Source organism: Ureibacillus sp. FSL E2-3493 (genome assembly GCF_038077515.1).
Classification (GTDB): Bacteria; Bacillota; Bacilli; order Bacillales_A; family Planococcaceae; genus Ureibacillus; species Ureibacillus halotolerans.
Window position 1 is genome coordinate 1749651 of the sequence record NZ_JBBOPK010000001.1, and the last position, 21735, is coordinate 1771385.

Consider the following 21735-nt stretch of genomic DNA (forward strand, 5'->3'; position numbering starts at 1 on the left):
AACAAAATTGTAGAAAAATACTAGAAAAAGAATAACATCATTAGTTTACATAATAATATTATGTATTAAAAAAGACTTGTTTTATTTAACAAGTCTTTTTACACTTTATTGCAATTCAATCTGGCCGGTTATATCTGTACCTTGTAAAGCTTGTGTGGCAAGTCGGTCGGCTTCGGTATTTAATTTTCGAGGAACGAGTTCAAATTCTGGCGTAATACCTAGCTCATTTAATTTAATGTCAATTCGATCTGCCCAGCTAACTAATTCTTTCTCATAGGCTGGCCATTCCCCACTCATTTGATTAATGACTACTTGTGAATCCCCAATAAATTGTACTGTTTGATGATGAACATCTAATAAATCAAGTTCAACAATTGCTAAGTGCAATGCTGCATATTCAGCTTCATTATTCGAATTTAATCCCACAGCTGGAGCATTACGACGTAATCGATAGTTCTTTCCATTTTGTTCATAATAAATAACGATACCTAAACCAGCTTGACTTGTTTGAATATCATATCCACCATCAAAGTAAACACGAACGTTGTGGGGTTCTGTATCCATTTCTTGTATATATTTTTTTAATTCTTTAACCATCCATGTACTATCATGTTGGTCGATATACGTGATGGATTTCGCTCTACCTGTTTTCTCTAAATCCTCACCTATAGTTAAAGCATGGGCTACCGGCAATTCATCGGATCGAAAAACGGTTTCTACTCCATTATTTGTTTTATATGTCCATTCGATTGTAATTTTCATCGAAGTCCTCCTAATTTTGTTCCAGTTACCTATTATTATGGTCAACTTATTACTTCTTTTACTATAGTAGTCGAATAATTAATGGACATTTATTTCTTCCTTTTTCAAAAAGAATATCCTAAAAGTAATTAGTTTTCGTCATTCAATTTTTTCAACAACCAATAGTTGGCTTGGTCAGCTATATATTTTTCGTATTTATTTTTACTATATAAGTAAACCGTTTTAAAGAGGGATTGAACATCTTTCCAAGTGAAAACTTCAATTCCTTTTAAATTAGAGAGGGTTTTTCTATGTGGTAGTAAACCTACTATTCCTTCTATAGAATCACGGTACTCTGTTGTCATACGATAACCATATGGACTATAATATTTATCCATTATGATTAAAGAAAAATAAAAATCTTTCTTCCTTGCATAATTTGTTCCGACATCAATATTTCGTAGTATTTGGTCTCTTTTTGAATGATGCGTAGTACTGAAACTAATGTCAGATTTATATTTTGCTTCTAAAAACCAAACGAATTCATCGGATTCAATAATAATATCAATTTCCGACAGCCCTTCTGGTAATGGGTAACTTTTTGGTGGTCTAATTCTTTTCCATAGTTGGATTTTTATCGAGTCCATTGAATAAGGGAAGTTCAAATGAAAAGAAGTTTGAAATAATGGTTTTATCCAAAGGGCTCGATCGATTTGATTAAACGTCCGAAATACATTCCATACTACTGCATCTTCAATATGTTGACTTCTTAATTGTTCCTGTTTTCTTTTTCGTAAAAGTTCCAATTGTGGATCATAGCGGTCAATGATTAAAGAATCTCGAAAATGTTCCTGAAGATACACACCACTTACTGTTTGTTCAGCCATCCACTTCCCCCTTACTTCTCTCTAGCCTTAGTTTACCAAAATTCACCGCTTAATTGTCAGATTTTTATAAAAAATGAATATTCATTTATTGTACATACTTTGAATGAAACATTTTAGTTAAAATTACGTAAAACAATAAAAGACAATAGATTGGGGAAATCACATTGGAATCGAAGGAACAATTGCAAACCTATTTAACAGAAATTGAAAAATGGGAAGAAGATCAAAAAGGATTATTCTTTTGGGAAAAACTTGGTCGTTTACCTTTTAAATTAATTGATAAGCTAACACCTAAATTTTTACAAGAGAAAATCGGCATTTTAGTAAATGAACTAGGAAGTTATATTCAAACAGGTGGTAAATATTTAATTAGTGAAAATGGAATGATTAAAAAGATAAAAAAATCTACTACTCATCCAATTGAAACAATTGATGATATAGCCAAAATGCCAATTCAGGACATGACTCAAATTAGTCACCAATTACAAAGTGAACGAAGCAAATTAGCGACTGTACAAGGTGCATCTACTGGATTTGGCGGAATTTTCACTTTAGTAATCGATATTCCATTAATTTTAGGAATGGCATTAAAAACGCTACAAGAAATCGCGATTATTCATGGGTATGATCCGAATGAGAAACAAGAGCGGGTCTTTATCGTAAAATGCTTACAATTTGCCTCAGCGGACATTGTTGGAAAAGAAGCGATTTTAAAGGAATTGGCAAATATGCATCATTCTAAAAATCAAGGGCCAGAGAGTATGATTAGCCAATTAAAAGGTTGGCAAGAAGTATTTTTCACCTATCGCGATCAGTTCGGATGGAAAAAGCTGCTACAAATGGTCCCCGTTGCAGGAATGATTTTTGGTGCTTTTGTCAATAAAGGGATGATAGAGGATGTTTCGGAGACGGGCATGATGCTCTATCGAAAAAGAAGAATAAATGAACGATTATATGAACTTGATCAGATCGAAAGTAGTTCAATGGAATAATATCCATCAGTTAAAAAGGATGTCCCATTTTTCAAAATAGGACATCCTTTATTTAATCTCTTAGCTATTTAGTGGAATACAATGGTTTTGTTATTCTCAACAATAATTCGATTTTGCAAATGCCATTTCACTGCTTTTGTTAAAACCCGACGTTCAATTTTTCGTCCGATTTTTTTTAATGTGGCAACATCATCCCGATGATCTACTCGTTCTACATCTTGTTCAATAATCGGTCCTTCATCTAAATCATTTGTTACATAATGAGAAGTTGCTCCAATTAATTTAACTCCTCTTTTATAAGCACGGTCATATGGATTTGCCCCGATAAATGCTGGTAAAAATGAATGATGAATATTAATAATACGGTTTTCAAAATAATCGACAAAATCAGGTGTTAATATTTGCATATAACGGGCCAAAATTAATAAATCCACATGATATTGTTCCATTAATGTGATTTGTTTTGCTTCCACTTCTTGACGGATATCTTTGTTTGCAGGTAAGTAATGGAATGGGATGCCATAAGACTCGACTATAGACCGGGCATCTTCATGATTACTAATAACTGCAACAATATCTGTTTCCAAATCACCATTTTGCCATTCCCAAAGTAATTCCAATAAACAATGTAATTCCTTTGAAACAAAAATGGCAGAACGTTGTCGGCGATTTAAATAATAAAACTGATAGTTCATCTCGTACTCATTGGCGATTTGGGTAAATTCCTGTTCCATCATAGGTGATTTTTGTTGTAAATTTTCACAGTGAAATTCAATGCGTATAAAAAACGTTCCTTCTTCTGGATCACTTGAATATTGGCTTGATTCAATAATATTTGCTTCGTACTTAAATAAAAAAGTAGACAACACTGATACGATTCCAGGTTTATCTGGACACTTTACTAATAACCGCGCTTTATTCTCTAGATTTTGACTTATTTCATTTCTGTTCCCCTGCACTCCTTGCATTGCTTACACTCCTAGCCTTTCATAATTTTATTATTATCTATTATTTTCTGAAAATGAGCAACCATTACTGCTTTCATTACATAAACGAAAAGAAAATTCCCATAATAAAACTGAAAGGAGTTGAGATAATGACTAATAAAAAAGAATTTGATGATTATTCAAACTATGATGATCGTGGTTTATTAAATGAAAGTAGTGCAACTGCGAAAAGTTCTCAACCTAGTGCAAATAGCGCAAATAAACAACGGGAAGAATTCGGAGCAGAAAAAAATCCATTACTGAAAAAAATTAAAAATAACCCGATTATGAAAAAAGTTGAGCAATTATTCGATAACAACAAACAATAATTCGAACAATACCTCGAAAGAGCCTTCGAGGTATTTTCATTTAAAAAGATACTATACATACTCCTTAAACTTCATTTATAAAATTCTTCCCATTGATGTTCCACTTCTTCTATAATAAATGTCAGATCACTAACGAGAAATGGAGAAGTTTAATTTGATATTAGTTATCGATAACTACGATTCTTTTACATATAATTTAGTGCAATATATTCAAACGGTTGGACACGAAATAGTCGTCCGGCGAAACGATCAATTTTCAATAGAACAAATAAAACAGTTCGCTCCTGACTATATCGTTCTATCACCTGGTCCCGGGAATCCTAATACAGCGGGTATTTGCTTAGAACTTGTTAAAAAGTTTTATCGGGATATTCCCATTTTAGGAGTATGCCTTGGTCATCAAATTATTGCGCAAGCATTAGGTGGAACTGTAAAAAAAGCGAAAGTACCTATGCACGGAAAAACTTCTAAGATTGAACATGACGGACAATCTATTTTTTACAATCTCCCTTGTCCAACGGAAGTAGCACGCTATCATTCTCTTATTGTTGATGACGCTACATTGCCGGACTGTTTTGACATTACTGCCAAAACAACCGAAGGAGAAATAATGGCCATACGTCATAAGACTTACAAAGTAGAAGGTGTTCAATTTCATCCTGAAGCCATTTTAACGAACATGGGCTTAAAAATGGTTCAGAACTTCTTTATAAAATGAAAAGGACTTTATCATCATGGAAACTAATCACAAAAGACAACCAATTTTAACTTTTGATTTTGCATCTTCCAATGGAGATGTAACTCCATTAACGTTTAAAAATCCATTAAAAGTAATTGTAGCTTATACAATTGAGGAAGTTTTACCATGCTTTCAATTAATTCAAGAAGCCATTGAAAAAGGATTATATGCAGCTGGCTACGTATCTTATGAAAGTGCACCAGCTTTTGATCAAGCGATGAAAGTCCATAACAATCCGACAATGCCTTTACTATGGTTTGGTATTTTTAAAGAACCTCTTCATGAATCTTTAGATAGCGATGGGTCTTATGTACATACAAAATGGATGCCAAAAGAGACGATGAATCAATACCAGTCGTCTATTGCATCTATTCAAAATGCCATTAAAAATGGTGATACGTATCAAACAAACTATACAATTCGTCTTCAATCCCAGTTTCAAGGAGATGATATTGCCTATTTTAATCGTCTTAAAAACGCCCAATCGTCCAATTATTGTAGTTATATTTATACAGGTGATTTCAGTATTTTATCTGCCTCACCAGAACTATTTTTTCATTTAAAGGATAATCAAATTACGACAAGGCCGATGAAAGGTACGGTCGCCCGTGGTAAAACAGTGGAAGAGGATGCCGCTAATCGGCAGTGGTTGTATAACTCAGAAAAAAATCGAGCAGAAAATGTAATGATTGTGGATTTACTTCGGAACGATTTAAGTATGATAGCCGAACCGATGACAGTACAAGTTCCAAAACTTTTTCAAATTGAACAATATCCAACAGTTCATCAAATGACTTCTACTGTAACAGCAACGATAAAGCCGAATACAACCTTTTTTGAATTGTTTAAAGCTCTCTTCCCTTGCGGTTCCATAACCGGAGCGCCGAAAATAAGTACGATGGACATGATTGCTTCATTAGAATCAACGCCGAGGGACGTGTATTGTGGGGCAATTGGTTACATTACACCGGACAAAGAAGCTATCTTCAATGTTCCAATAAGGACAGTCGTTATTAACAATAAAACGGGGCAAGCCACTTATGGAGTTGGTGGTGGTATTACGTGGGACTCTAAAACAGATGAAGAGTATGAAGAAATTTTAGCAAAAGCATGCTTTTTAGAAGTTCAAAGACCTAAATTTGAACTATTGGAAAGTATCTTGTTACAAAATGGAGAACTTGTTTTGCTTGATGAGCACTTAACTCGACTTCAACGTGCAGCGAAATATTTTGGCTATTCTTTCAATATGGAAGAAGTAAAAGACAGTGTATTCAAAGTTGCAAAGGAAAACAAAACGGGACAATACAAATTACGTCTCTTACTTGAACAAAATGGAAAAGTTTCGATTAACACTCAAACATTACAACCTGTAAAACCTCTACAAGTTGTTTCATTAGCAAAAACACCAATCGATAAGAAGAATGTTTTCTATTATTATAAAACGACCAATCGAGACCATTATGAATATTTTCAACAGCAACACCAAGATGTTTTTGATGTCCTTCTTTGGAATGAAAAGAAAGAACTAACCGAATTCACAAATGGGAATGTTGTTCTAGAAATAGACGGGGTACTTTGGACTCCCCCTATTGAATGCGGTTTATTAGCTGGTACTTTCCGGGAAAAATTATTAAATGAAGGAAAAATTCATGAAAAAGTTCTCACACTGGATCATCTTAATGCATGTTCGCAAATCTGGTTCATTAATAGTGTTCGAAATTGGATGAAAGTAGAAATAAAATAAATCTAATAAGCTTGTCACCATTTATTGAAAATACCCCCGTTCTAAATTTAGGACGGGGGTAAGCATTTTGATATTTACTTTAATATAAGCATTCAATTCAATTGGAAATTAGTTTTTTAAAATCATTCCACCTTCTTTTTACAAATAGGTATTTCCATTATGCCCTTAAAATAAAGATGGGGAAACATACTCATGCCAATTCCCTTTTACTGTTACTTGTAAATTATCTATAACTTTGTCGCTTATCGGAACATTTGGGTTTAGTAAAAACATTTTTTCCTTTGCCATTGTATTTACTTTGGACCTTGAAATATTCAATATTTCAGCTAGTAGTTTATCGATTCTGAGACCAAAATCATATTTACAGCAAATTCTTACTGTCATTTCACTAGATATTAGATTTGACTTCTCTTTTATTAACTCATATTGAATGTCTTTTTTCACAGCATCACATAGTTTTCTTAATTTGTTAATTTGAAAAGCATAATACCATATTGTCTCTTGATCATTATTCATAAATTTTTGATGGAGTATTGGATCAATTCGATTCACATGTACTCTCGATAATATAGGATAATTCCATGTACTTTCACAATGTAAACATTTATAAATAAGCCAAATATCAATCATCTTCTGATTTGCATTTACTCTAAATTTATCACTACAAAGTATTCGGTACTCCTTTTACAGTGTCTACAATTTCGTATTACGTTAGGTTTTTCCTGAGCAATAACCTTAAAAGTAATTATATTATTAAAACTCATTACCTTCTCCTCCAATTTATCCAGAGGAACACCAAATAATAGCTGAATGGAGAATGATTTCCCATCAAAAAAGCGGAATACCTTATAGGTATCCCGCTTGGAATTAACTCAACAGTTTATCCTGCGTTCCCTGTAATGGCTAAAAATAGGCACACTCCTCCCGTCGTTGAACAATCATGTTCAAAAAGAAGTGAACTATTTAATTACTTAACCATTACATGTATGTTGGCAAATCTAATTCCACCTTCCATATTTCTCCTATTCGGAATTATACAATAATTTAATTTGTTGTCAATATCGATTTCCTATGTCTAGGGATATTCTAGAAATACCTGTAGGAAAAACACTCTATATGTAAATGTCTTACCTACAAGTACTATTTTATATCGTTAGATTTATCATTTTCTTCTTGTAAGCGTATACATAAAAATATGCACGCCAACATTCTTTTTATCATCTATCTTTTATATTTCTGATTTATTTTTCAAACCGTTAATAATAATATCCATATATATATCAACAAGCTCTTCCTCTGAAACCTCTCCATCAGGGTTATACCAATTATACGAGCGATTCACCATGCCAAGTATTCCAAAAATGACAATATCACTCCTTAAATCTTTTCGAAATTCCCCTTTATCGATTCCATCTTCCAAAACTTTTTGAAAGTTTAACCGAAATTCACGCTTAATGGAATTGACATTTTGGATATGTTCCTCTTCAAGATGACGTATCTCCCTCGTAAATACTCTTGCACTTTTACCATGGGTTCGAATCTTACGAATAATTAATAAAATTAATTTTCTAATTTTATCTTTTGAAGTTAAATTTTGATCGTGTAAAATGACTTCTTGTTCTTGTAAAAGTTCTTGGATATAGCTTAAATGAATATCCCTTAACAGCTCTTGTTTGCTATTAAAATAGTAATAAAATGTTCCCTTAGTAGCACCTATGCTATTGACGATATCCTGAATTGAAGTTTTACTATATCCTTTTTTATCAAACAAATCGATACTTTCTTTTATGATTGTTCTTCTCAAAGTTATTTCCCTTCAATCAGTGATAGTTTCAAAACATCATAACAATTAATATACTTCTCTTTCAATGACCATGGAAATGCCTTGACCACCACCGATACATGCTGTAATAAGGGCTTTGTTTTTGTTTGTTCTTTTTAATTCATATACTGCTTTTGTAATTAAAATGGCTCCTGTAGCTCCTAGTGGATGTCCGTGGGCAATGGCACCACCATTAACATTTAATTTTTCTGGATCGATGTCTAATTCTCTGTTACACGCAATTACTTGGGCAGCAAACGCTTCGTTTAATTCAACAAGATCCATATCGTTTAAAGAAAGTCCTAATTTCTCCATTAACTTTTTCGTTGCAGGTACAGGGCCAATTCCCATAATATTAGGATCAACTCCAGCCACTACGGAACCTTTTATCGTTGCTAACGGTTGGATGCCTAATTCTTCAGCCTTTTCTCTAGACATAACGACTAGTGCTGATGCTGCATCATTTAAACCTGAACTACTTCCAGCGGTTACAGTACCATCTTTTACGAAGGCAGGATATAATTTAGCCAGTGCTGAAAGAGTTGTACTAGGACGTGGATGTTCGTCTTTATCAAAAACAATTGGTTCTCCTTTTCGAACAGGAATTTTTATCGGAACAATTTGCTCATCGAATCGTCCTTCTTCCATTGCAATGGCCATCTTTTGTTGACTTTTATAGGAAAACTCATCTTGTTCTTCCCTCGAGATATTATATTTTTTTGCTAAATTCTCAGCAGTAATCCCCATAGGTGGATTGCCGATTTCTTCAGGTGCAAGTAAAGTAGTGCGATATTTCGGTGGGATGGAACTATACGCTTTTTCAGGTCGTTCATATTGATAAGGTGCCCGACTCATACTTTCGATACCGCCAGCCACATATATATCACCGGCACCTGACTGAATTGCTTGTGCTGCTAATGCAACGGCGTTTATGCCAGAACCACATTGGCGATCGACGGTTAACCCAGGTATTTGTATTGAAAGCCCTGTTTGTAATGCAGATAATCTGGCTATATTTCCCCCACCACTTAAAACATTACCGATAATTACATCATCGATCAGTTCAGCTGAAATATTTACTCGGTTTATCGCTTCTTTTATTACTTCAGCGCCATAAAGATGGGCTGGAATACTTGCTAATGCTCCACCTTGTTTACCAATTGCTGTTCTAACTGCAGATACAATAACTGCATCTCTTTTCATTTAAACATGCCCCCATGCGTGATTTTTTACATTGCATTTGTACCACCATCAACTACAATCGTTTCGCCTGTTATAAAATCTGAAGCTTTCGATGCTAAAAATAAAGCAACTCCCTTTAAATCCGTATCCGAACCAAATTTGCGTAATGGATTTTTGCTTTGCACCGAATCACCGCCACGATCAAACAATGCTTTCGTCATTTTCGTTGGGAAGAAACCAGGTGCAATAGCGTTCACATAAATTCCCCTCGGTCCCCATTTCACAGCTAAATCCTTTGTAAAAGTAATGACTGCCCCTTTACTCGTGTTATACCCTATAGCATCCATTATTTCAGGGTTGGAACCTTTAAGACCTGCAACAGATGCAATATTAATAATTTTTCCATAACCTTGTTTCAACATTACTTTTCCAACAGCTTGAGACATTAAAAAAGTTCCGGTAACATTTACATTCATCACTTTATAAAATGCTTCTAGAGGCATCTCTTCCATTGGAGCTCCCCAAGTTGCACCACTATTATTAACAAGAATATCAATCGAAGGAAATTCTTCTAACGTTCGTTCAACTAAATTTTCAATTTCGTCTTTGTTCGTTAAATCACATTTTAAGGCAAGAGTTTTTACTCCATATTCCTTTAATCTTTCAGCTACTTCCTCACAATTGTTCAACTTTCTCGAACAAATGACAACATTGGCTCCAGCTTCGGCAAACCCTTGGGCAATTTGCTCTCCCAGCCCTCGTCCTCCTCCGGTTACAATGGCCGTTTTTCCGGAAATATCAAATAGCTCTTTCACGTGCATTCCGATATCCCTCCCATTTTCCAATCTTTTTAAGTAAGAAGGATTTGCCTCTCATTCTTTATTAAAATTCGAGACAAATCCTTTCACTTTAATATAGGGCAAATTTTACTTTTCCCTTGACAACCTCTTTATCGTGTTGATTCGTGACATTCACTTTAAAATGTAATGCTTCATCTGTTTGTTCGACTAATTGGGCATTTAATGTTAATACATCGTTTAAAAATACCATACCTGCAAATCGGATTGAATAATCTTGAATGTAGCCTTCTTCATAATAAGGGGTAAATAATTTTGATAGATTCCCCATCGTCCACATTCCGTGAGCAATAATGCCTGGTAGACCCGCCTTTTTTGCTTCCTCATCTATCGTATGAATAGGATTAAAATCACCAGATGCTCCGGAATATTTAATTAAATCCATTCTAGTTACAGGTTCAAGGGTCATTTTAATTGTTTCCCCTTGAACTAATTCTTTGAGATGCGTCATACGTTCATCGACCTCCTTACTGTCTCAGTAATAATAATGATCGATTCTTCTGTAAAAATGATATTGCCTTCAGTGTCTTCACCATATCGTTTCATTTTTAAGAAGCCCATTTTCCCAGTACTTCCTTCTTTTTCAAAGTAATCTTCTATTTTGGAATAGCAATACACTTCTTCTCCTACGAAGAGTGGTCGATTATAATGGTAAATTTGTTCACCGTGAATCAATCCTTTATTAGGTAAATTTAATCCATCGACTTCCCCTGATCGAAAAACACGAGGAAACGTAACCGGTGCAATATTTTTCCCATATCTAGAATTTTTTCCGGTTTCTTCATCTATATAAATTGGATGCAAATCTCCAATTGAATCTGCAAAACGCCTTACTAGTTCTTTTTCAACCACATTTTTCACTTTTTCCGACGTAACACCTATGAATTCTGTAATCATCTCTATTATCTCCCTCCTTTATTAGTTAGTAGGTCCACCTGCAACATATAAAACTTGACCGTTTACGAAAGAAGATTTTTCATCTGCAAAAAAAGCAACGGCATTGGCAATATCAGAAGGTTGACCAGATCTTCGTACCGGAATACGACTAGCTGCACCTTTGACGAATTCATCGAACGGAATACCAACCCTTTCTGCTGTTGCCTTCGTCATATCCGTTTCAATAAAACCAGGTGCTACTGCATTTGTTGTAATGCCAAATTTACCAATTTCTTTGGCTAGGGTTTTTGTAAATCCTTGAATTCCCGCCTTTACAGTTGCGTAATTAGCCTGACCAGGATTTCCAAGGGCTGAAGTAGAAGAAATGTTTATAATTCTTCCATAGTTTTGTTTCACCATATATTTTTGGGCTGCACGGGATGCATTAAATGTTCCTTTTAAATGAACATCAATAACTTGATTCCAATCACTATCCGTCATTTTAAATAGCAAATTGTCGCGAATTATTCCCGCATTATTCACTAAAATATCTAAGGAACCAAATTGAGAAACGACTTGTTCCATTGCCGCTTCAACTTCTTCCGCATTGACGACATTTGCTTGCATAGTTAAAATTGTATAGCCCTTTTCTTTGAATTCAGCTTCTACTTCGTTCAATGCTTCTTCATTAATATCAATAATTGCAATTTTTGCCCCTTCCTCCGCAAATGTTTCAGCAATTCCTTTTCCAATGCCTCGGCTTCCACCAGTAATAAATGCAACTCTATTATCGAATCTTCCAGTCAAATGAAATCCCTCCAAATAAATTAGTAGTTAAAAATAACTTAATATAATATTTCTATTAATTGATTTATATAAATATTCAATGATAGATGTCATTCGTTTTCACTTTTTAAACAATCTTATTTGAAGTAGTTTTATAATTAACTAATCGATATTGATAAACACCATTTGCTTTCTCTGCGACTACAACATTTCGTTTTTGTAATAGATCGAGTACCGCGACAATTTCAAACACAAAGGTAATAACCGCATTCTCATAGCGACCACGATACATCTCTTGAATAATTTCAAACCCGCTAGCAACACCATTTGCTTTCTCTAATGTACGAATTACCCGTTGTGCTCGATTTTCTATATTTCCTAATTGACTATCAATTGCTTCGTTTAAATTTTCAATATTAGGACCATGACCTGAGAAGGTCAATTGAACGTTTAACTTTCGACATTTCTCTAAGTTATCTAAGTATTGTAGTAATGGCTTCGACCGTTCTTTTCCCCTTTTCGGCGCATCTAAAAAAATGCCTGCATGAATACCTTGAATGATATTATCTCCACATATAAACAATTGTTCCTTTTCGTTATAAAGGGAAATGTGATCTTGGGAATGACCTAACGTTTCAATTACTTGCCAATTAGGTAAGCCTGGGACAAAATCTCCATCTGATAACGTCCTATTGACATTTAAATAATCATATCGATCACGATCTCCTTTTCGATATGCCCATTTATAAGCCATTTCTTTTGTCAATCCGAACTCAAGAAATAACTTCTCAAAAAACTGGGAACTCCATTCTAAATAGTCTTCGTCCTTTAAAATCATTTCCGTATCTTGATGAGCAAAAACTTGTATCGATGGGTTTTCCTCAAGAATCCAATCAATCATAGCTGTATGATCATTATGATGATGCGTTAAAACGATTTGCTCAATATCATTTAAATTCAATCCTAGCTTCAGCAAACCGTTATTCAACTCTTTCCATGCCAGTTCACGATTTAGTCCTGTATCTATAAGGGTCAATTTTTCACCAAATAGAACATAAACATTCACTGGACCTATAGGAAAGTTCGTTGATAGTTCTATCTTTTCGATTTTTTGCAAAGTACTCAATCCTTTTATTAGAATCTGTTCTCACATACCTTTCATGAAACGCTTTATTCGTAAAAGGAAAATTAATAGAATTTATATACTAATAATTTTCCTTTCTTGTAGCATCAAATTATTTATCTAACCAAACGTCTTTTAAATATCCATATCCATAGGAAGCATGTGGATAAGAATCTCTTATATACGGTTGTCGCGGTGTTTTCGTGTAATAAGTCGAAATAGCGATAGGGTTCACTAAATTTTCTAAAACATATCGTTGAATGTCGTGTACATATTCCCTTCTTTGATCTACATCAAGAATAAGTCTTTGTTCATCGAGCATTTTATCTAGTTCCGGGTCACTAATGTTATACCAATTTCGCGCTCCATTAGTGTGTAACTGTGTTCTTAACCATTCATCTGGTTCTTGGAAGTAAGTTTGATATCCAACCCCCATATCATAATCAACATTCGGCCATCTTTCAGAGAAGTAAGTAGCATATTCAACCACTTCAATTTCTGCATTAATGCCAATATTTCTTAAATCTTCTGAAATCCATTGGGCAACACGGACTAATTGTTCACCGTAACCATTAGTTACCATTAACGTCGTATCAAAGCCATCAGGATAACCTGCTTCTTCTAATAGTTTTTTTGCTTCTTCCGGATTGTAAGGTTGTAGTTTTTCCCTTTCTTCTAATGGTAAAGACCAATCACCTAAAGAAGGATTAACAGGTCCGCTCGTTTCTCCCCCACCATAAATTGCCTTTACCATCGATTGACGGTCAATGGCCATACTAATTGCTTTACGGACTTTTAAATCATTAAATGGTTCCTTTTCCATATTTAAATACAGTTGTTCCTGTGTAGCGAATAAGGCTTCAAAGACCGTTATATCTGGATTTGTTTTAATCAGTTGATCCAGCTCTTCGGGTGATAAACTTCCGATTGTATCTGCCTGGCCAGTTCTAAATGCAGCAATACGAGAACCTTGATCAGGTACTACTTTAAAAATCACTTCATCTAAATATGGTTTTCCTTCTTCATAATAAGTTGGATTTTTTTTGAAAGTCGCTTGCACATTATCTTCCCATTTTTCCAATACAAAAGGCCCCGTACCAATTGCATCTGTTGCTAAGTCATATTTGCCCTCCATCCCTTCTTTCGGTAATATCCACATGAAGTGGTTAGCCATGAAATTGAGAAAAGGGGCAAAAGGTTGTTTTAATGTAAATACAACGGTTTGAGGATCTTTTGCCGTAATACTTTCAACTTCCGATAAAAGGGAAGCTTGATGTCCTGGTAAGTTGATAATTCTTTCCATAGTGGCGATGACATCATCAGCTGTGACCTGTCTACCGTTGACCGGTTCTTTATCATGCCAATAGGCTTCTCTTAAATAAAAGGTATAAACTTTTCCATCTTCGGAAACTTCCCATCGCTCGGCTAAATCCGGTACAACATTATAATCGGTATAGTCAACGTTAGGACCTGTTTCATAGGAAACTAATTTGTTGTAAACTAATCCAGCCAATTGATGGGTATAAATCGATGACTGACGATGGGGATCTAGCATGTCAGGATCCGCGGGTGAAAGGATCGTATAAGTTCCTCCACTTTTTGGTTCCGAAGAGCCTTCCGTTGTATTTTTTTGTCCCGACTCATTATTTTTTGTTTCCGAAGAACACGCACCAATAACTAGTACTACTATTCCTAAAATCAATATGTGACATATTGATTTCCACTTTTTATCCATAACCGTTTCCTCCTATGAAAATATATTCTTCCAATAGTTAAGACATTTTTGGATCGAGGAAATCACGGAGAGCATCCCCAAATAAGTTAAATGATAAAACTAAAATACTTAAAGCTAAACCTGGGAAAAGAACAAGCCATGGTGCGCTTTCCATATATCTGCTTGCATCACTTAACATTAATCCCCAAGATGGATTAGGAGGAGGCGTTCCAATTCCTAAAAAGCTTAAGGAAGCTTCAGCGATAATTGTCTGACCGAATGCCAAACTTGCCATTACAATTATCGGAGCCATCATATTAGGTAATCCGTGCTTCAGTATAATTCGAAATGAGCTAGCTCCTACTGAGCGAGATGCTTCCACATAATTTGATTCACGAATTCTCATCATCTCTCCTCGAACAATTCGGGCAAAACGAGGCACTTCAATAATGACAAGGGATATTATGACATTTTGAATAGCAGGTCCTAATAATGCAGCGATAAACAAAGCTAAAATTAAAGCAGGAATGGACATAATGGCATCCATTATCCGTTGAATAATCATATCGACAATTCCACCAAAATAACCCGATATCATTCCAATTAATGTGCCTAAAATAATGGATATAATAACGGTTGAAAATCCAACGATTAACGAGATCCGTGAGCCATATACGAGTCTACTTAAAACATCACGACCTAAATCATCTGTTCCCATCACATGCTCTGAATCGGGGGCGGCTAAAAAAGCGGCCCGATCTTGGGCAATTGGATCAAAGGGAGCAATTATTGGAGCAATAAGAGCAATTATGATGACGAGTAGTATGAATAAAAGGGAGATAAATCCAATTTTTTGTGTAAAAATAAAGCGTTTGCAGTCCTCTTTAAATTTTTTAATACTCAAACTTCTACCCGCTTTTAACTTGCCTTTAAGCAACTCAGAGTCTAATTGAACTTGGGACATGCGAATCACTTCCTTTTCCTAAAGACAATAATAATTTCCATTGTTATTTCGTTCTAATACGTGGATCTACCCAACCATACATAACATCCACAATTAAGTTGACTAGTAAAAACATCGCACCAAAGACCAATACGGCTGACTGTACAATCGGATAATCCCTTGCTAGCACGGATTCAAAAATCAAACTACCTAATCCAGGAAGTGCAAAAATTGATTCAAGTACAACCGTCCCTCCAAGTAAGTAACCGACTTGTAAACCAATTAATGTAATGACAGAAACTAAAGAATTTCTAAGGGCATGTTTAAAAATAACGATTCTTTCTTTAGCACCTTTTGCTCGAACTGTACGTATGAACTCAGAATGTAGCACTTCTAAAACGGCAGACCTTGTCATTCGAACGATACTAGCGCTTAAAGTAATGGCTAAACATATAGCCGGCAAAATCATTTGCTGAAAGTTAACTAATGGATTTTCTGCAAATGATTGAAACCCTAAAGGTGGTATCCAATTTAAAGCTAAAGAAAGGACAGTAAGTAGAACGAGTCCTAACCAAAAGTTTGGAATAGATAAACCACTTACTGAAAAGATTTTTAAAAAATGATCCATCCATGTATTTTGTTTTACCGCTGAAATGACACCAATTGGAATCCCAATTAAGATGGCAAGGATAATGGACATAATCGCCAATTGAATCGTAACTGGTAAACGATCTACTATAATTTGAGAAACTTCCTGACCGGACCATAAGGAATTTCCTAAATCTCCTTGCACAGCATTTGTAACCCAATCGGTAAGCTGCCCTAGTATACTTTTATCTAACCCCATCTCCGCTTTCATCGCTTCCATTTGTTCAGGGGTTGCACCAGAATTCGCTAACTGAAGTGTAACGACATCACCTGGAACAGCTCTCATTACGATAAAGATGAACGCCGTCATAATAAATAGAACGAATATTCCGAAAACGAGCCTCCTAATGATATACTCAACCATTTTCTAGCTCCTTTCCGTAAAGATGACATGAAACGGTATGTCCTTTTACTATTGTTTTCAATTCTGGCTTCTTCTGTTTGCAAATTTCCATTGCAGCGGGACATCTCGTATGGAATTTACAACCAGTTGGTGGATTGGATGGGCTCGGTACTTCACCACTTAATATCATTCGTTCAGGTTCGATGTTTGGATTTGGAATTGGTACTGCTGAAATAAGTGCTTTTGCATACGGATGCAATGGTTCTTTAAATAGTGTACCCGAATCCGTTACTTCAACGATTTCACCTAAATACATAACAGCTATCCGATCCGATATATATTTCACCACATTTAAATCGTGGGAGATAAATAAGTAGGATAATCCGAGTTTCAGCTGTAAATCTTTCAATAAATTTAAAATTTGAGCTTGAACGGATACATCTAGTGCTGAAACAGCTTCATCACATATTAATAACTCTGGTTCTGTCGCTAAAGCGCGAGCAATTCCAATTCTTTGTCGTTGTCCTCCCGAAAATTGATGGGGAAATTTATGCATATCTTCCCTTGATAACCCAACAATTTCTAGTAACTCCGCTACCCGTTCCTGTTTTTTATGTCCTTTTGCTATGTTATGAACTTCCAAAGGCTCTCCTATAATATCTAATATTGTCATCCTCGGATTTAACGAACTATAAGGGTCTTGAAAGACAAATTGGATTCTTTTTCTTAATCCTTTCCGTTCCTTACGATGAGCCGTTGCTAACTTTTTCTGATCAAATGTTACTTCACCTTCTGTTGAATCGATTAACCCTGTAATTAAACGACCAACTGTAGATTTTCCACATCCTGACTCTCCAACAAGTCCAAGAACTTCTCCTTTGAAGATTTCGATTGAAACACCATCGACCGCTTTCACGTGACCGACCGTTCTAGATAAAATCCCTTTTGTTATAGGAAAATGTTTTTTTAAATTGTTTACTTGCAATAAAATTTGTTTATTATTCAAATGTTCATTTTCTTCAAAAATAGCTTCGTTCTCTTCGACTGTTGGAAACTCCCACTTACCTTCTGATGTTGGATCTGCCTTCCAACATTTACTCACCCGATCTTCCTTCATTTCAAAAAGAGGTGGTTCTTCACTTTTACACTTATCCGTTGCTAAAGGACAACGGGGATGGAATCGACATCCAGATGGAATATCTCTTAAACTCGGAACATTTCCTTTTATCGTTTGTAATCGGCGGTTTCGGTCTGTATCGATTTTCGGAATACTTTGTAACAAAGCTTGAGTATAAGGGTGTTCGGGATGATTAAATAAATCCTTCACTTTCGATTGTTCCACTACTTGACCTGCATAAACGACGACAACTTTGTCTGCCATTTCCGCTACTACACCTAAATCATGGGTTACAAGAATAATTGCTGTTCCAAATTGGGATTGTAAATCTTTTAATAATTGCATGATTTGAGCTTGCACCGTAACATCCAATGCTGTTGTCGGTTCGTCTGCGATGATTAAGTTTGGACGGCAAGCAAGGGCAATGGCAATCATGACTCGCTGTCTTTGTCCCCCCGATAATTGATGGGGATACGCATCAATTCGGCTTTCAGGATCAGGAAGTCCAACTAGTTTTAATAGTTCGAGGGCGCGATCTTTATATTCTTTTTTACTTAAGTCTTCATGAATTTTTATTGTTTCGATTATTTGATCGCCAATCGTATATACCGGATCTAAGCACGTCATTGGATCTTGAAAAATCATGGCGATTTCATTTCCTCTAATCTTTCGGATTTCATCGTTGCTTAAATCTTTTAAATTTAAATCGTTAAATAATATCTTTCCAGAAGTAACTTCGCCGTTACTATCTAACAATCTTAAAATGGATAAGGCGGAAACGCTTTTTCCCGAACCTGATTCTCCAACGATAGCAACGGTTTCCCCTTTAGAAATACTAAAGGAAACTCCATCTACGGCTTCCAAATTTCCTGCGCGTGTTTTAAAGACCGTTTTCATTTCTTCCACTTTTAATAAAGATGGAGAGTTATTGACCAATGGCATTCTTCCTCCTTTCATTAATATTAAAAAATAACTATTGTTCTATATTAAAATCAGCAAATTGTTCTCGTAACTTTGTTTTTAATATTTTTCCGACTCCATTACGTGGGAGTTCATCAATAAAAACTACATGACGAGGAGTTTTATATTTTGCTAAATTTTTTTGACAGTAATCAATTAACTCCGATTCTCCAACCGATACCCCTTCTTTTTTTACGATACAAGCAAGAATTTCTTCACCCATTCTTTCAGAAGGGATACCGATAACGGCTGCTTCTAAAACGGCTTCATGTTTGACAAGTAGTTCCTCTAAATCCCGTGGGTAAATATTGAAGCCTCCACGAATAATTAAATCTTTTTTACGGTCGACGATATACAAATAGCCTTCTTCATCCACTTTTGCCATATCTCCAGTATGAAGCCAACCATTTTGCAATGCTTTTTTAGTAGCTTCTTCATTTCGGAAATAACCCGGTGTTACATTGTCCCCCTGTACTAACAATTCCCCAACTTCCCCAGCAGGTAATTCTTTTCCATCTTCATCGACAATTTTTATTTTGACACCCGGCATCGGAATTCCAACTGACCCTTCTTTAATCGGCATATCATTTCGTTGTGATGCTACACCAGGTGAAGCTTCTGATAACCCGTAGGCATCTCGTACTTCAGCTCCAAATTTCTCTTTAAATTTATGGCGTAAGCTAACGGCAAGAGCTGCGGACCCTGAACCAACTGTCTCCAAACTTGATAAATCATATTGATCTGCATTTGGATGATATACCATTGCGTGCACCATTGCTGGAACTGCTGCAAAGGATTTTACTTTATATTTTTCAATTACTTTAAATACTTCTTCCGCATCGAATTTCGAGAAAATGACAACTGAACTGCCGAGTAATAACATACTATTCATAATGCCAAATCCATAAATATGGGCTAACGGAAGTACACCAATTGTCGTGCCCCTTGTCTCATCATCTCTAAGAGATACGCCAGACATTGAATTTGCATATAAATTTTTATGGGTTAACATAACTCCTTTTGGCACACCTGTAGTACCTGAAGTATATAAAATGACGGCAATGTCCGTTTCTTCCATATCTAAAGGGTGTTTTTCAATGGCTGTAATATTTGCCAGCGCTTTTTCCCATTCAATAATTTCAATATCAACTTGTTCTAATTCACTAGTGTTTGGCTGATCAATACAAATAATTTTTGGTTTATTAGCTAAATCAGTTGATGCATTGATAATTTTCGGTAAAAGGGTAGATGAAGTAATAACAGCCTTTGCTTCTGAATTTTTTAAAATAAAATTGATTTCATTTTCATGTAATAAATACATGACTGGTACGATAATTGCACCTGCTCCTAGTACACCTTGATAAGAAAAAATGACTTCTGGGCAATTTGGAATACAGATGAGAACACGATCACCTTTTTCAATACCAAGAGAACGAATTAAACTAGAAACTTTTGATGAAATCATTTCTGTATCAATATTTGTATAAATTTTGTCATGATAGTATAGAAGATCATACTCACCAAACTTATTAATATTTTCTTTCAACAATTCAGTTAGTAGCATGTTATCCTCCTAATGATGATTTACTTTTTTCATAGTTAAACATAACTAGAAAACGTTTTCATTTTTATTTAACGAAACAACATAACAATTGATGAATGGGGCCATAAATTCCTGATTGTTATGCTTTTTTTGTTTGAAGATATTGTTGATGAGCACTGATGTATGTTATCCCTAAAAGTAAGGCAGTAATAATCGCCGAAGTAACAAAAGGACCCGATATAAAGAAAGTAAATATCCATCCACCCCAAAGTGGACCAAGTATTCTTCCTAAACTATCCATTGAATGCTGTAACCCCATGGTGATCCCTTGCCCCATTTCATTTTGTTTGGATAACATAGCTGTCGTAGTTGGGCGAACTAACGCCTGCCCTAAACCGGTTAACGTACAACCGAATATAACAGTCCAAACGTATGGTGAAAAACTGATAATACTGTAACCAACAACAACAATGACGAGGCCAATTTTACAAATTTTCTCTTCATCCAAGTACTCGTAAATTTTATTTAGGAAAAAAAATTGTACGATTACGGACATACCTGCTTGAGCACTAAAAGCTAAACTGACAAATAGTGAGGTAGCATCAAACTTCGCAATCATAAAATAGCCCAGCAGTCCGAAAAAACTCGATGCCGCAATGGATAATCCAAGAATAATCGTATAATGATTCCAATAACCTGTTTTAGTTATCATTCCTATCGATTTCCACAGGGACAGCGATTCTCTTTCCTCTTTCAATTTGTCTTCTTCTTCGTTTACAACACCAGATTCTTTAATAAACCACCATGCAAAAGGTAGAGTAATAAGTGCCAATGAGCCTGCAATGATAAATGGTACCATTACTCCTAAAGGGGAAAATACGCCTCCAATAGCAGGACCACAAAGAAATCCAAGACCGTTTACGGCCCCCATTTTAGCGATTGCTTTACTTCGATACATTTTGTCTGTTTGATCAGCCACCATGGAATAGGCTGCAGGTTGGGCACCCGATGACAATGCGGCTCCAATCAATCTTACGAATACTAATTGCCAATAATTTTGAGCAAAGATTAATAGTAAAAAAGCAATTCCAAATCCAAATACACCGAATATTAATACAGGTTTTCTCCCTATTTTATCCGCTAAACGCCCCCATAAAGGAGCAGTAATCAATTGGGAAATGGCCCAAATAATAATTAAGGATGACATTTGAACGGATGAGAGATGTAGATCATCTGCTAAAAATGGTAATGTAGGAAGTACTATTCCATAACCTGTCATCGTCAAAAACATAATGAATCCTAGTAAAAAGAACGCCTTCCTATCCATCATAATTTTCATCTTCTTTCTAATTAATAAAAAGGAAACGGAAGGAGGGATTCTTCCGTTTAAACTCTCATAACAT

Annotated in this window: 21 protein-coding genes; 4 read left to right on the forward strand and 17 right to left on the reverse strand. The window is 35.3% G+C overall.

Annotated features, from left to right (window positions below):
• Window positions 1-105: 105 nt before the first annotated feature.
• Together MHH69_RS08845 and MHH69_RS08850 are read right to left on the reverse strand one after the other, a co-directional pair.
• Window positions 106-762, reverse strand: coding sequence for a ribonuclease H family protein (locus MHH69_RS08845; RefSeq protein WP_122970595.1), 657 nt, complete (start codon window positions 760-762; stop codon window positions 106-108).
• Window positions 763-890: 128 nt separating this feature from the next.
• The gene (locus tag MHH69_RS08850) at window positions 891-1628 is read right to left on the reverse strand and encodes a hypothetical protein (RefSeq protein ID WP_122970594.1); all 738 of its coding nucleotides are present in this window, start codon (window positions 1626-1628) and stop codon (window positions 891-893) included.
• Window positions 1629-1792: 164 nt separating this feature from the next.
• Between MHH69_RS08850 and MHH69_RS08855 the strand changes: the two genes are divergently transcribed.
• Window positions 1793-2620 (forward strand): EcsC family protein, encoded by an 828-nt coding sequence (locus tag MHH69_RS08855; RefSeq protein WP_122970593.1) that lies wholly within the window; start codon window positions 1793-1795, stop codon window positions 2618-2620.
• A 68-nt stretch (window positions 2621-2688) separates the two neighbouring features.
• Here MHH69_RS08855 and purU read toward each other — a convergent pair whose 3' ends face one another.
• Entirely contained in the window at window positions 2689-3588 is a 900-nt protein-coding gene (gene purU, locus MHH69_RS08860; protein ID WP_122970592.1) for a formyltetrahydrofolate deformylase, read from the reverse strand.
• Window positions 3589-3716: 128 nt separating this feature from the next.
• Here purU and MHH69_RS08865 point away from each other — a divergent pair, with 128 nt between their 5' ends.
• From MHH69_RS08865 to pabB, 3 genes are all read left to right on the forward strand, one after another.
• On the forward strand, window positions 3717-3935 hold the full coding sequence (locus tag MHH69_RS08865) for a hypothetical protein (protein ID WP_122970591.1): 219 nt from the start codon (window positions 3717-3719) through the stop codon (window positions 3933-3935).
• A 154-nt stretch (window positions 3936-4089) separates the two neighbouring features.
• Window positions 4090-4653 carry an anthranilate synthase component II gene (locus MHH69_RS08870; protein ID WP_341362141.1) on the forward strand — a complete coding sequence of 188 codons (564 nt, stop codon included), beginning with the start codon at window positions 4090-4092 and terminating at the stop codon, window positions 4651-4653.
• A gap of 16 nt (window positions 4654-4669) precedes the next feature.
• On the forward strand, window positions 4670-6418 hold the full coding sequence (gene pabB / locus MHH69_RS08875) for an aminodeoxychorismate synthase component I (RefSeq protein WP_341362142.1): 1749 nt from the start codon (window positions 4670-4672) through the stop codon (window positions 6416-6418).
• Between the two features lie 165 nt (window positions 6419-6583).
• Here pabB and MHH69_RS08880 read toward each other — a convergent pair whose 3' ends face one another.
• The 14 genes from MHH69_RS08880 to MHH69_RS08945 form a co-directional block, all read right to left on the reverse strand.
• Window positions 6584-7048, reverse strand: a complete 465-nt coding sequence (locus tag MHH69_RS08880; protein ID WP_341362143.1) for a DUF1062 domain-containing protein — start codon at window positions 7046-7048, stop codon at window positions 6584-6586.
• A 598-nt stretch (window positions 7049-7646) separates the two neighbouring features.
• Entirely contained in the window at window positions 7647-8222 is a 576-nt protein-coding gene (locus MHH69_RS08885; RefSeq protein WP_122970587.1) for a TetR/AcrR family transcriptional regulator, read from the reverse strand.
• A 45-nt stretch (window positions 8223-8267) separates the two neighbouring features.
• Window positions 8268-9443, reverse strand: coding sequence for a thiolase family protein (locus MHH69_RS08890; RefSeq protein WP_341362144.1), 1176 nt, complete (start codon window positions 9441-9443; stop codon window positions 8268-8270).
• A 26-nt stretch (window positions 9444-9469) separates the two neighbouring features.
• Window positions 9470-10243 (reverse strand): SDR family oxidoreductase, encoded by a 774-nt coding sequence (locus MHH69_RS08895; RefSeq protein WP_341362145.1) that lies wholly within the window; start codon window positions 10241-10243, stop codon window positions 9470-9472.
• Window positions 10244-10331: 88 nt separating this feature from the next.
• Window positions 10332-10730, reverse strand: a complete 399-nt coding sequence (locus tag MHH69_RS08900) for a MaoC/PaaZ C-terminal domain-containing protein (RefSeq protein WP_341362146.1) — start codon at window positions 10728-10730, stop codon at window positions 10332-10334.
• On the reverse strand, window positions 10727-11176 hold the full coding sequence (locus MHH69_RS08905) for a MaoC family dehydratase N-terminal domain-containing protein (protein ID WP_122970583.1): 450 nt from the start codon (window positions 11174-11176) through the stop codon (window positions 10727-10729). Before MHH69_RS08905 ends, MHH69_RS08900 begins: the two co-directional genes overlap by 4 nt.
• A gap of 21 nt (window positions 11177-11197) precedes the next feature.
• Entirely contained in the window at window positions 11198-11962 is a 765-nt protein-coding gene (gene fabG, locus MHH69_RS08910; RefSeq protein WP_122970582.1) for a 3-oxoacyl-ACP reductase FabG, read from the reverse strand.
• Window positions 11963-12068: 106 nt separating this feature from the next.
• A complete protein-coding gene (locus tag MHH69_RS08915) occupies window positions 12069-13058 on the reverse strand; it encodes an MBL fold metallo-hydrolase (RefSeq protein WP_341362147.1) in 990 nt (329 codons plus the stop codon).
• A gap of 118 nt (window positions 13059-13176) precedes the next feature.
• Window positions 13177-14799 carry an ABC transporter substrate-binding protein gene (locus MHH69_RS08920; RefSeq protein ID WP_341362148.1) on the reverse strand — a complete coding sequence of 541 codons (1623 nt, stop codon included), beginning with the start codon at window positions 14797-14799 and terminating at the stop codon, window positions 13177-13179.
• A 37-nt stretch (window positions 14800-14836) separates the two neighbouring features.
• Window positions 14837-15742: an ABC transporter permease gene (locus MHH69_RS08925; protein WP_341362149.1), complete on the reverse strand. Its 906-nt coding sequence runs from the start codon at window positions 15740-15742 to the stop codon at window positions 14837-14839.
• A 43-nt stretch (window positions 15743-15785) separates the two neighbouring features.
• Window positions 15786-16733 carry a nickel ABC transporter permease gene (gene nikB, locus MHH69_RS08930; protein ID WP_122970578.1) on the reverse strand — a complete coding sequence of 316 codons (948 nt, stop codon included), beginning with the start codon at window positions 16731-16733 and terminating at the stop codon, window positions 15786-15788.
• Entirely contained in the window at window positions 16726-18765 is a 2040-nt protein-coding gene (locus tag MHH69_RS08935) for an ABC transporter ATP-binding protein (protein ID WP_341362150.1), read from the reverse strand. Before MHH69_RS08935 ends, nikB begins: the two co-directional genes overlap by 8 nt.
• Before the next feature lie 37 nt (window positions 18766-18802).
• The gene (locus MHH69_RS08940; protein WP_122970576.1) at window positions 18803-20353 is read right to left on the reverse strand and encodes a class I adenylate-forming enzyme family protein; all 1551 of its coding nucleotides are present in this window, start codon (window positions 20351-20353) and stop codon (window positions 18803-18805) included.
• Between the two features lie 118 nt (window positions 20354-20471).
• The gene (locus MHH69_RS08945) at window positions 20472-21662 is read right to left on the reverse strand and encodes an MFS transporter (protein ID WP_241559249.1); all 1191 of its coding nucleotides are present in this window, start codon (window positions 21660-21662) and stop codon (window positions 20472-20474) included.
• Between the last annotated feature and the right edge of the window lie 73 nt (window positions 21663-21735).

What these genes read in the sequence shown, in the direction of transcription:
- MHH69_RS08945 (WP_241559249.1), bottom strand. Translation starts at nt 21,662, where the DNA reads ATGATGGATAGGAAGGCGTTCTTTTTACTAGGATTCATTATGTTTTTG.
- pabB (WP_341362142.1), top strand. Translation starts at nt 4,670, where the DNA reads ATGGAAACTAATCACAAAAGACAACCAATTTTAACTTTTGATTTTGCA.
- MHH69_RS08900 (WP_341362146.1), bottom strand. Translation starts at nt 10,730, where the DNA reads ATGACGCATCTCAAAGAATTAGTTCAAGGGGAAACAATTAAAATGACC.
- MHH69_RS08920 (WP_341362148.1), bottom strand. Translation starts at nt 14,799, where the DNA reads ATGGATAAAAAGTGGAAATCAATATGTCACATATTGATTTTAGGAATA.
- MHH69_RS08850 (WP_122970594.1), bottom strand. Translation starts at nt 1,628, where the DNA reads ATGGCTGAACAAACAGTAAGTGGTGTGTATCTTCAGGAACATTTTCGA.
- MHH69_RS08895 (WP_341362145.1), bottom strand. Translation starts at nt 10,243, where the DNA reads ATGCACGTGAAAGAGCTATTTGATATTTCCGGAAAAACGGCCATTGTA.
- MHH69_RS08845 (WP_122970595.1), bottom strand. Translation starts at nt 762, where the DNA reads ATGAAAATTACAATCGAATGGACATATAAAACAAATAATGGAGTAGAA.
- purU (WP_122970592.1), bottom strand. Translation starts at nt 3,588, where the DNA reads ATGCAAGGAGTGCAGGGGAACAGAAATGAAATAAGTCAAAATCTAGAG.
- nikB (WP_122970578.1), bottom strand. Translation starts at nt 16,733, where the DNA reads ATGGTTGAGTATATCATTAGGAGGCTCGTTTTCGGAATATTCGTTCTA.
- MHH69_RS08940 (WP_122970576.1), bottom strand. Translation starts at nt 20,353, where the DNA reads ATGCTACTAACTGAATTGTTGAAAGAAAATATTAATAAGTTTGGTGAG.
- MHH69_RS08925 (WP_341362149.1), bottom strand. Translation starts at nt 15,742, where the DNA reads ATGTCCCAAGTTCAATTAGACTCTGAGTTGCTTAAAGGCAAGTTAAAA.
- MHH69_RS08890 (WP_341362144.1), bottom strand. Translation starts at nt 9,443, where the DNA reads ATGAAAAGAGATGCAGTTATTGTATCTGCAGTTAGAACAGCAATTGGT.
- MHH69_RS08865 (WP_122970591.1), top strand. Translation starts at nt 3,717, where the DNA reads ATGACTAATAAAAAAGAATTTGATGATTATTCAAACTATGATGATCGT.
- MHH69_RS08905 (WP_122970583.1), bottom strand. Translation starts at nt 11,176, where the DNA reads ATGATTACAGAATTCATAGGTGTTACGTCGGAAAAAGTGAAAAATGTG.
- MHH69_RS08880 (WP_341362143.1), bottom strand. Translation starts at nt 7,048, where the DNA reads ATGATTGATATTTGGCTTATTTATAAATGTTTACATTGTGAAAGTACA.